A 7,796-nucleotide genomic window follows, 5' to 3' on the forward strand; every position below is an offset into this window, starting at 1 on the left:
GCGGAGACATCATACCCCTGCTCTTCGAGCCGGTCGAGAGGTGCCACCATACCACATTCGGCAGTGCTTCGCGTGCCGGAGACACCGGCAAAAGCACATGCCGGTGCCATGACCAGTGCAATGACTGCGCATCCGGCAAAAAGCACGGCAAGGTTTCTTCCATATTTCATTCGTGTTCCTCCAGTTCTGTTCGATACACAGGATGTGACCATTCGGGCACATCCATGTAAAGTATCTTTTACATTATGTTATTTATAACTTACCAATTGTGAAGGAGTTACACCATTATGACAACATACAGATACATAGCGGTATGAAGCGGAACCTACCGGAATGAAATCCCGTTGCACCCAATTCAGAGCTTTAAAAGTGAATTCACCGTCAAATATGACGGTTTATGAGTGAAAGAAAATTCAGCTGCCGTACTCAAAAACTTCCTCGATCGTGACATCGAAATATCTCGCGATTTTAAACGCCAGGTCGAGGGAAGGGTCGTATTTCCCCTTTTCGATTGCAAGTATGGTCTGCCGTGTCACGCCGAGCTCGTTTGCGAGCCCTTCCTGTGTGAGATCGTGCATGGCACGGAACACCTTGATCCTATTCTTCATCGTCGTCCCACTCCCCGTATTTACGGGCGTAATAGCTCCTGAATCCGACGTAGAGAAACACCATCACGCAGAGAAGCGCCAGCTGAATGCCCCCGAATATCCCCATATGCTGTCCGACAGGAATATCGGGAGGCGGGGGGAGGGGTCGGGGAAGGTGGGGCAGGGGGCCGCCGAGGCCGATAACGACTCCGCCGAGTGCCATCGTAAAAAACACCACCCAGAAGACCTGCAGCGTCCTGAGCGCAGCCTGCTGGGTAATCACTTTCGTCCGTTCATCTTCAATAACCTCTTCAACCCGTTGTTTTGCCAGATACAATCCGATTACGCCGAGAACGAACGCAATTTCGATATAAAGAGGCATGTGCGCCTCAACGGACCACCAGAATACCGCCACCTCAATGAGCCCGACAACACCCAGGAGAAGATAGAATGTGTTTCGTTTCATATGCTACAAGAGTCTAATATGTCATACAATAAGTTAATTATTTTTAACGAATCCAATAAGCCGGGGACTTTCCGGCACTCCCGAAAAAATCGATAAAGCAATCCGCTTATCCGGGTGCTTGACACATAACCGGATATGAGTCACTACGCAGCAGGAGACGTCGTTCTCGCCCCCTTCCGGTTCAGAGGAGAAGGGTCCGGCAAAATTCGTCCCGTCGTGGTGGTTGCGGCGGGAACGGACGGCATGCTGACTGTCTGCCCGGTGTCACAGAGAAAGCCGTCGGGAGTGGCGTATCTGCAGGTTTCGCTCGGGGATTTTATGCGGGGCGGGCTCGACCTTCTGGACGAGAGTTATATCTTGCCAGGATCGCCCTGCCGCATGAGCATTTCGGAGATCATCGGGCTGAAAGGCAGGCTTTCAGGCAGTACGACAGCTGAAATACTGGCAATCGTGCCCTGCATAAGATAAGATAATGAGTGCATACGATGTACGCAAAAAAATAAGAGTATCCGGTTACGGCCTCAATGCGAAAATTCGCTGTCGGTATGGTGGCACATACTCTCGCCCTGCGTGAGGGTGCCGTCACGATAGGCCCGGACCGCATCGTCTGCCGGCCCGGAAACACCCAGAACCACATCGATTCCGTGGTTGCAGAACAATTCGACAGCGCGGGGGCCCATGCCGCCGGCAATGACGCAGGTAACTCCCTGGTCATGCAGAAATGCGGGAAGTTTCCCCGGTTCATGGCCCGGGCTCGGGACCGACCGGCGGGCTATCGTTTCGCCGTCGATGTCGTAGATACCAAATTCAGATACGTGGCCAAAATGCGGGGAAACCTGGTTCCCGTCAAGAGGTACGGCAATTCTCAGTATAATCACCTCGGAAATCCCATCCTGCCCCGGCCTCCGCGGCAGAAACCGCGGCCACCTCCGCGGGGGACGCCCCCGCGGCCGACACCGTACACCGGAATTTGGCCGGGGACGGGTCCCTGAAGAGGGCGCGGTGCATTTTCGTCAGTCGGTACGGTCGTGTTTGGTGCGGGGGGAGGACACCGCCCGGATCCCCATCCGGTGCGTGCCCCAAGACCCCGCGGCCCTGTTCCATCAAATCCTGGCATATCAGATTACCTCGTCGTGATTAATACACATATGAGTAAAAATTAATAAACATGTTTATTCCGGCAACAGATCGGGATCTCCCTCCCCGAAAGCCTGCCCGTACCGCTGCCCGCGTCTGCATGACATCCGCCACGTACAGTCCGGCGCCCTTTCAGGGCACCCTTCGATCTCGATGATCATGCCCTTAACGAGCGCGTCCGCGACTTTTTTTCGAGCCTCGTGGAGATCCTTCCAGAGTGTCCTGCGCGAAATCCCCGACTTTTCGGCCGCATCTTCCTGCGTCATGTCAAGGAGATCGACAAGACGCAACGCTTCAAGTTCCTCGGGATTCAGGATAACGCGGCGGGGGTCATCGGATACCCGGCAGGGCTCGAAACAGCGTCCCTGCACCTGAGGGGGGGCAGCACCCGTACGGGGGCGCCCCCGCCGCCCACATTGCCGGCGCGGTTCCTGTCGGCCCGTCATTCCGTCACCCCCAGTGCGGCACACAGCGCATCGCGGACCTCGCAAAGCGCCAGAGCCGCGGGTGATGAACCGCCGGTCACCGGTTTTCCCGCACGTACTGCCGAGAGCACGGCGGGATCAAACGGTATTGTGCCCAGTACCGAAATGTTCTCATCGGCACAGTACTCCCGGATGGATGCCGTCATCTCCGGATCCAGATCGGCCCGGTTGATAACGAGAAAGAGCCTGACCTGAAATCCCCGGCATACCTCCACCAGCCTCCTGAGATCGTGCACCGCGGAGATGCTGGGTTCGGTCACGATAATGACCGCATCCATCCCGCTGAGCGTGGCCATCGCCGGGCATCCGATGCCCGGAGGACCGTCGATGAGCATGAGGGGCATCTCACCGGATGATGAGAGAGCAGCCTGCTTGACCTCCTGCACAAGCAGCCCGGACGTTCCCGCGCCCGGGAACAGGCGTGCGTGCGAGAGCGGGCCGCGGGACGTGGATGATGCGTAGATCTCTCCCGCCATGCGGGGTTTCATCGTAACGGCCCTTTCCGGGCAGACAAGTTCGCAGACTGCGCATCCTTCGCACAGGAGCGGGTTGACCTTCAGCCCGTTCTCCGTCTCTTCGATTGCATCAAACCGGCAGTAAGCACGGCACGCCCCGCATCCGGTACAGGTTTCAGTGTCGATTTCCGCACACTGCATCCCAAAATACGGGCGGGCTGACTTCATTTCATGGGGAATCACAAGAGAAAGATTCGCTGCGTCCACATCGCAGTCGGCAAGCACGAGCGAACCGGGAATGAGATCCGCAAGTGCGGCGGTGACAACCGTCTTACCGGTGCCGCCTTTCCCGCTGACCACGGCAATCCGGATCACAGAGCCCCCTCCGAAAGCGCTTCGGCCCGGTGGAACAGGTCGCGGAATGTCTCCGCCCACGCCGTATCCGACCGGCAGAGTATCTCCCCGCGGTTGTGAATCCGTGCTATTTCCCGGTCGAAAGGAATTTCGAGCAGCACCGGCAGCTCATGCCGTTCGCAGAAACGGAGAGCTTCATCCGCCCCCGGTGTGCTGCGGTTCACGACAACACCCGACGGTACGCCGAGCAGTCCCGCAAGCTGCACGGCAAGATCCAGATCGTGCAGCCCGAACGGTGTGGGCTCCGTCACGAGAATACAGACATCGCAACCGATGAGCGTTTCAACGACCGGGCAGGTGACTCCCGGCGCGGCATCATAGATCACGAGCGGTGATCCGGCCGCCGCCGCCTGTGCCGCCTTGATGACAGTGGGTGATTTGATCTCGCCGACATTCAGGATTCCGGAAATCAGGGTCAGGTGCGGGGGTATCCGGAGGGTATCCACACGCCCGATCACCGACTCTTCTTCCGAAATTGCCCCTGTCGGGCAGACGATTTCGCACCCGCCGCATGAATGGCAGAGATCCTTGAGGAATAGGACGCCCGATTGCGTTACCGTCAGGGCACCGTACCGGCAGAAAGAGGCGCACTTCCCGCAAAGAGTGCAGCTATCCTCGTCAATAACCGGCAACCGCGTTGTTACCGGAACCGACGACGGGGTCCCGGGGAAGAACAGATGCAGGTTCGGCTCTTCAACGTCACAGTCGACCAGCACGGTCTCCCGTTCCTGTGAGATGGCATATCCGAGGTTGGCTGCAACAAAACTCTTGCCGGTGCCGCCTTTTCCGCTTGCTACTGCGATTTCCATGGAACTTCAGAACAGCGGCTGGAGCGAGCCTTTCTGGTAGAGTTCATACGCCGATGCGGCCGTCGCGGCTTCCCTGACCAGAAACACATCGATGCCGGCTGATTCGAGTGCGGTTCGGGCGTTTCCTCCGACGTTGCCGGTGATTACCACCGAAACATCGTTATCCACGAGGAGCTGCGCTGCACGCGGTCCGACTCCGCCCACATCCGCTGCCACGGGATTCGTTACCGCAGTCCATTTTCCGGTTTTCTGGTCGATTATCAGAAAATACGGTGATCTTCCAAAGCGTTCCTCGACGGGGTCCTGCGGGTCCGTCCCTTTTGATGTTATGCAGATGCGCATACTGTTGTACCTCACCGCGATTATTGCACATATGAGCAGATATAGGTGTGGATAGATGCAACACGCCGATCACCAGTCCGGACTTCACGGAGAGTCCTCGGGGAATCAAGGCATATCCGGGCATTTTTATCAGGTGCGCACCACATCCCCGCCATCAGGCAGTTATCCTCCCTGAGTGATGCGCAGGCAGCACCCGGTTCCGGAAAAGGCTCCCCAAAGAGTCATTATCCCCGGAGAGCATATTCACCACAGGGAAGAAGCATGAACATGCATGCGCATGTCCGGATTGACGGCCGTGTCCAGGGCGTGTATTTTCGTGACGCAACACGCGACGAGGCGTACCGGCCCGGCGTCACCGGCTGGATCAGAAATCTGCCCGACCGCCGTGTCGAGGCAGTATTCGAAGGTTCCGATTCGGCCGTTTCACAGCTGGTGGCATACTGCCGTGTCGGTCCCGCCCTGGCCCGTGTCGATCATCTCGATGTCAGGTACTCGAAATATACCGGGAGGTTTTCCGGCTTTGCTATCCTTAAAACTCCCCTTCTCCACCGGTGAGAGCCGCATCCGTATCAGGACTGCGTTGCCGGCGATAGCGCCGGATTGAGACACCCGCACACCGCACGGTGCACTCCTGCTGCGGTCCCCGGTACGGCGAATCAGGAACACCAGAAGGTATTTCTGCTCCCTGCGGCGTACAGTGGCACTGAGAAGGCATGACGGACGAAGCACGAACGGAACTGAAAGGAACGGTTATCCACCTGAAGGATCTCATCGGATACCAGGAGGGATCGGTGTCGAGCAGAATGATCCTCTCACGCCCTGCCGGCAATGTCACATTGTTTTCCTTCGACGAGGACGAAGGACTGTCCGAGCATACCGCACCCTACGACGCGCTGGTGACGATCCTGGAGGGAGAGTGTGAGATCCGGCTCTCGGGCGATACCTTTGCGCTCAAGGAAGGGGACACGATTATCTTTCCGGCCGGTGCGCCCCATGCCGTCACTGCGCTGACACGGTTTAAGATGATGCTGACCATGATCAGGGAGTAGCGAGAAAACGGGATGACAGGCGGAGAAAAATGCAGATCATAGGCCACCGCGGTGCCCGTGCCGTTGCACCGGAAAACACGCTCAGGGCGATCAGGGAAGGAATGCGCTGTGCGGATTACGTGGAAGTGGACGTCCGCCTCTCCCGTGAGGGTCTGCCGGTCGTCATCCATGACGCGACCCTTGACCGGACCACGAACGGAACGGGCTTCGTCCGGAACACTCTCTTTTCCGACCTGCACCGCCTCGATGCCGGGGAAGGCGAGAGAATCCCCACGCTCTCGCAGGTCTGCGACACCGTCGGGGGCGCATGCGGCCTTGTCGTCGAGATCAAGGAGCAGGGGACGGAAGACGTAATCTGCACGATGCTCGCAGAACGGGGCGGCAACCGGCTGTATATTGTATCGTTTCATGCGGACAGCATCGCCCGTGCCGGTGTACTGCTTCCGCACGCGACGACAGGGCTGATCACCTCGCGCGATCAGCCCGATCCTGTCGCGGCCGCCCGCTCGGCGGGGGCCGGTGCGCTGCTCCCGAAAAAAGACCTCCTTACTCCCGGACTTGTCGCATCGGCTCACCGCGAGGGTCTTCTCGTAATACCATGGACCCTGAATAATGAGGAAGAGATCAGCCGGGCGTACGACTGTGGCGCGGACGCATGCGCAACCGACGACCCCTGCCGTATCCGCCGGATAATCGCCCGGTTGGAGACGACTGCCTGACGGGCGGCGGATCGCGTCTCCCCGGTAGCACCCCCCCGAACTATCTTACCGGATGGTTTCGCGGATCCGGCCGTTCGCGGGATCGACGCGGTAGTTGCCGGGATGCTCCAGCAGGTCGAAGGCATTTATCCGCAGATCGATGAGCTCTGCATACGTAAACGGTGCCGTTGCCGATCCGCTGTCGCCCCGGTACTCCACCACGACGCCGTTCACACGCTTTTCCGAGCCGATGACCTGATACATAGGGATGTTTTGCGGGCATCCGGGGCAATAAAAGTGTCGGAGGATATGCATATGCCGGGTTCTCTCACGCCGGACTAAATGAACTCAGGGATCGAATCCTTCCGTTTCTCCCCTTCCTGCCGTCAGGGGCGAATTAACAAATTGCTCCGGTTTCAGTTTGAATCCTGATCTCGAAACCGCCGGGATTTTTCACAACAAACCACAAAAAGACGGGATATCCATCAACACATAATTACGAGGGAGTGCTTCTATCCCGCCTACCGGGGGATCGTAGTTTATTGCATCGCGGAGACGCAATTCTTTCTCTTCCTCGACCGGTTCACCCGCCCCGGTCCGCATAGCGGGAAAAATAACAGGCGCCCCACTCCTTCTTTTCGCCCGGTTTCATCCCCGCCATAACAGGATCCGCATGCTCGGCACAGACGACCTGGGAACAGCAGCCCAGTATCTGGATACCGATCGCAGGTTTTCCACAGATCTGACATTTTTCCTGTTTTTCCATGCGTACTGGTCCGGGCCGTACCCGAATGAATCTGCCGGTCCCCCGGGGGCGCACCGGTTCGTGTAAAAGGAATGGTTTTTTGGTGTGCGGAAAGCCGGTTCTCACAATCCGCACCCGGTTATCTCCGATTTCGTCCGGAATTCGGGACAAGTGATATATGCTCACACCGCTAAGTACACAGTGATTTGTTCATTGTGGAGTGAGATATCTGGCGAATTATAATTCAAGGAAGAAAAAAGATACCGGGGTGCCACCGGCAATCGTAAGAGTGCGGTTGCCTAACAAGCGAAACAGCGAGATGTTCGGAAGTGCTGACCTGATGCTCGGCGCAAACCATATCCGCGTCCGGTGTTTCGACGGTGTCACCCGCACGGGAAGAATCAAGGGGAAAATAAAAAAGCGTGTCTGGATCCGCGAGGGCGATGTTCTTATCGTCATTCCCTGGAGTTTTCAGGACGAAAAATGCGATATCATCTACCGCTATACACAGCCGCAGGTTGAATGGCTGCGGAGAAACGGATATCTCTAACCGACTTAAAAACAGTATTTTCCTGTTTTCCGAGCAATTTTTATAAAAAAATCAACGGT

General features: G+C 57.2%; 14 protein-coding genes. 6 read left to right on the forward strand and 8 right to left on the reverse strand.

The genetic code is table 11. The features are described 5' to 3' along the window. Positions 1-413 precede the first annotated feature (413 nt). Both APR53_06150 and APR53_06155 read right to left on the reverse strand, forming a co-directional pair. The gene (locus APR53_06150) at positions 414-608 is read right to left on the reverse strand and encodes an XRE family transcriptional regulator (GenBank protein KQC03011.1); all 195 of its coding nucleotides are present in this window, start codon (positions 606-608) and stop codon (positions 414-416) included. Then, positions 598-1,053 (reverse strand): hypothetical protein, encoded by a 456-nt coding sequence (locus APR53_06155; protein ID KQC03012.1) that lies wholly within the window; start codon positions 1,051-1,053, stop codon positions 598-600. The genes APR53_06150 and APR53_06155 overlap by 11 nt, the downstream gene beginning before the upstream one ends. A gap of 135 nt (positions 1,054-1,188) precedes the next feature. On the opposite strand from APR53_06155, the gene APR53_06160 reads away from it, so the two are divergent. Then, positions 1,189-1,521 carry a hypothetical protein gene (locus tag APR53_06160; protein KQC03013.1) on the forward strand — a complete coding sequence of 111 codons (333 nt, stop codon included), beginning with the start codon at positions 1,189-1,191 and terminating at the stop codon, positions 1,519-1,521. A gap of 56 nt (positions 1,522-1,577) precedes the next feature. Continuing rightward, on the forward strand, positions 1,578-2,045 hold the full coding sequence (locus APR53_06165; protein KQC03014.1) for a hypothetical protein: 468 nt from the start codon (positions 1,578-1,580) through the stop codon (positions 2,043-2,045). A 180-nt stretch (positions 2,046-2,225) separates the two neighbouring features. Here the strand turns inward: APR53_06165 and APR53_06170 are convergent, their stop codons facing one another. The 4 genes from APR53_06170 to APR53_06185 form a co-directional block, all read right to left on the reverse strand. Continuing rightward, positions 2,226-2,561, reverse strand: a complete 336-nt coding sequence (locus APR53_06170; protein ID KQC03015.1) for a hypothetical protein — start codon at positions 2,559-2,561, stop codon at positions 2,226-2,228. A gap of 71 nt (positions 2,562-2,632) precedes the next feature. After that, complete coding sequence (locus tag APR53_06175; GenBank protein ID KQC03016.1) at positions 2,633-3,505, reverse strand: (4Fe-4S)-binding protein; 873 nt, start codon at positions 3,503-3,505, stop codon at positions 2,633-2,635. Continuing rightward, the gene (locus APR53_06180; protein ID KQC03017.1) at positions 3,502-4,353 is read right to left on the reverse strand and encodes an ATPase; all 852 of its coding nucleotides are present in this window, start codon (positions 4,351-4,353) and stop codon (positions 3,502-3,504) included. The genes APR53_06175 and APR53_06180 overlap by 4 nt, the downstream gene beginning before the upstream one ends. 6 nt (positions 4,354-4,359) lie before the next feature. Next, positions 4,360-4,695: a dinitrogenase iron-molybdenum cofactor biosynthesis protein gene (locus tag APR53_06185; protein ID KQC03018.1), complete on the reverse strand. Its 336-nt coding sequence runs from the start codon at positions 4,693-4,695 to the stop codon at positions 4,360-4,362. A gap of 261 nt (positions 4,696-4,956) precedes the next feature. On the opposite strand from APR53_06185, the gene APR53_06190 reads away from it, so the two are divergent. From APR53_06190 to APR53_06200, 3 genes are all read left to right on the forward strand, one after another. Next, positions 4,957-5,250 carry an acylphosphatase gene (locus APR53_06190; protein KQC03019.1) on the forward strand — a complete coding sequence of 98 codons (294 nt, stop codon included), beginning with the start codon at positions 4,957-4,959 and terminating at the stop codon, positions 5,248-5,250. 158 nt (positions 5,251-5,408) lie between these two features. Further along, on the forward strand, positions 5,409-5,744 hold the full coding sequence (locus APR53_06195) for a cupin (GenBank protein ID KQC03020.1): 336 nt from the start codon (positions 5,409-5,411) through the stop codon (positions 5,742-5,744). 29 nt (positions 5,745-5,773) lie between these two features. Further along, the gene (locus APR53_06200) at positions 5,774-6,463 is read left to right on the forward strand and encodes a glycerophosphodiester phosphodiesterase (GenBank protein ID KQC03021.1); all 690 of its coding nucleotides are present in this window, start codon (positions 5,774-5,776) and stop codon (positions 6,461-6,463) included. 45 nt (positions 6,464-6,508) lie between these two features. Here APR53_06200 and APR53_06205 read toward each other — a convergent pair whose 3' ends face one another. Both APR53_06205 and APR53_06210 read right to left on the reverse strand, forming a co-directional pair. Then, positions 6,509-6,706, reverse strand: coding sequence for a hypothetical protein (locus tag APR53_06205; protein KQC03022.1), 198 nt, complete (start codon positions 6,704-6,706; stop codon positions 6,509-6,511). 319 nt (positions 6,707-7,025) lie between these two features. Then, positions 7,026-7,208, reverse strand: a complete 183-nt coding sequence (locus APR53_06210; GenBank protein ID KQC03024.1) for a hypothetical protein — start codon at positions 7,206-7,208, stop codon at positions 7,026-7,028. Between the two features lie 199 nt (positions 7,209-7,407). On the opposite strand from APR53_06210, the gene APR53_06215 reads away from it, so the two are divergent. Further along, entirely contained in the window at positions 7,408-7,737 is a 330-nt protein-coding gene (locus APR53_06215; GenBank protein ID KQC03023.1) for a hypothetical protein, read from the forward strand. Positions 7,738-7,796: the final 59 nt, after the last annotated feature.

Source organism: Methanoculleus sp. SDB, assembly GCA_001412355.1.
Classification (GTDB): Archaea; Halobacteriota; Methanomicrobia; order Methanomicrobiales; family Methanomicrobiaceae; genus LKUD01.

Coding starts and splice junctions, on each gene's coding strand:
- APR53_06150 (KQC03011.1), bottom strand. CDS start 608: ATGAAGAATAGGATCAAGGTGTTCCGTGCCATGCACGATCTCACACAG.
- APR53_06155 (KQC03012.1), bottom strand. CDS start 1,053: ATGAAACGAAACACATTCTATCTTCTCCTGGGTGTTGTCGGGCTCATT.
- APR53_06160 (KQC03013.1), top strand. CDS start 1,189: ATGAGTCACTACGCAGCAGGAGACGTCGTTCTCGCCCCCTTCCGGTTC.
- APR53_06165 (KQC03014.1), top strand. CDS start 1,578: ATGCGAAAATTCGCTGTCGGTATGGTGGCACATACTCTCGCCCTGCGT.
- APR53_06180 (KQC03017.1), bottom strand. CDS start 4,353: ATGGAAATCGCAGTAGCAAGCGGAAAAGGCGGCACCGGCAAGAGTTTT.
- APR53_06185 (KQC03018.1), bottom strand. CDS start 4,695: ATGCGCATCTGCATAACATCAAAAGGGACGGACCCGCAGGACCCCGTC.
- APR53_06190 (KQC03019.1), top strand. CDS start 4,957: ATGAACATGCATGCGCATGTCCGGATTGACGGCCGTGTCCAGGGCGTG.
- APR53_06195 (KQC03020.1), top strand. CDS start 5,409: ATGACGGACGAAGCACGAACGGAACTGAAAGGAACGGTTATCCACCTG.
- APR53_06200 (KQC03021.1), top strand. CDS start 5,774: ATGCAGATCATAGGCCACCGCGGTGCCCGTGCCGTTGCACCGGAAAAC.
- APR53_06205 (KQC03022.1), bottom strand. CDS start 6,706: ATGTATCAGGTCATCGGCTCGGAAAAGCGTGTGAACGGCGTCGTGGTG.
- APR53_06210 (KQC03024.1), bottom strand. CDS start 7,208: ATGGAAAAACAGGAAAAATGTCAGATCTGTGGAAAACCTGCGATCGGT.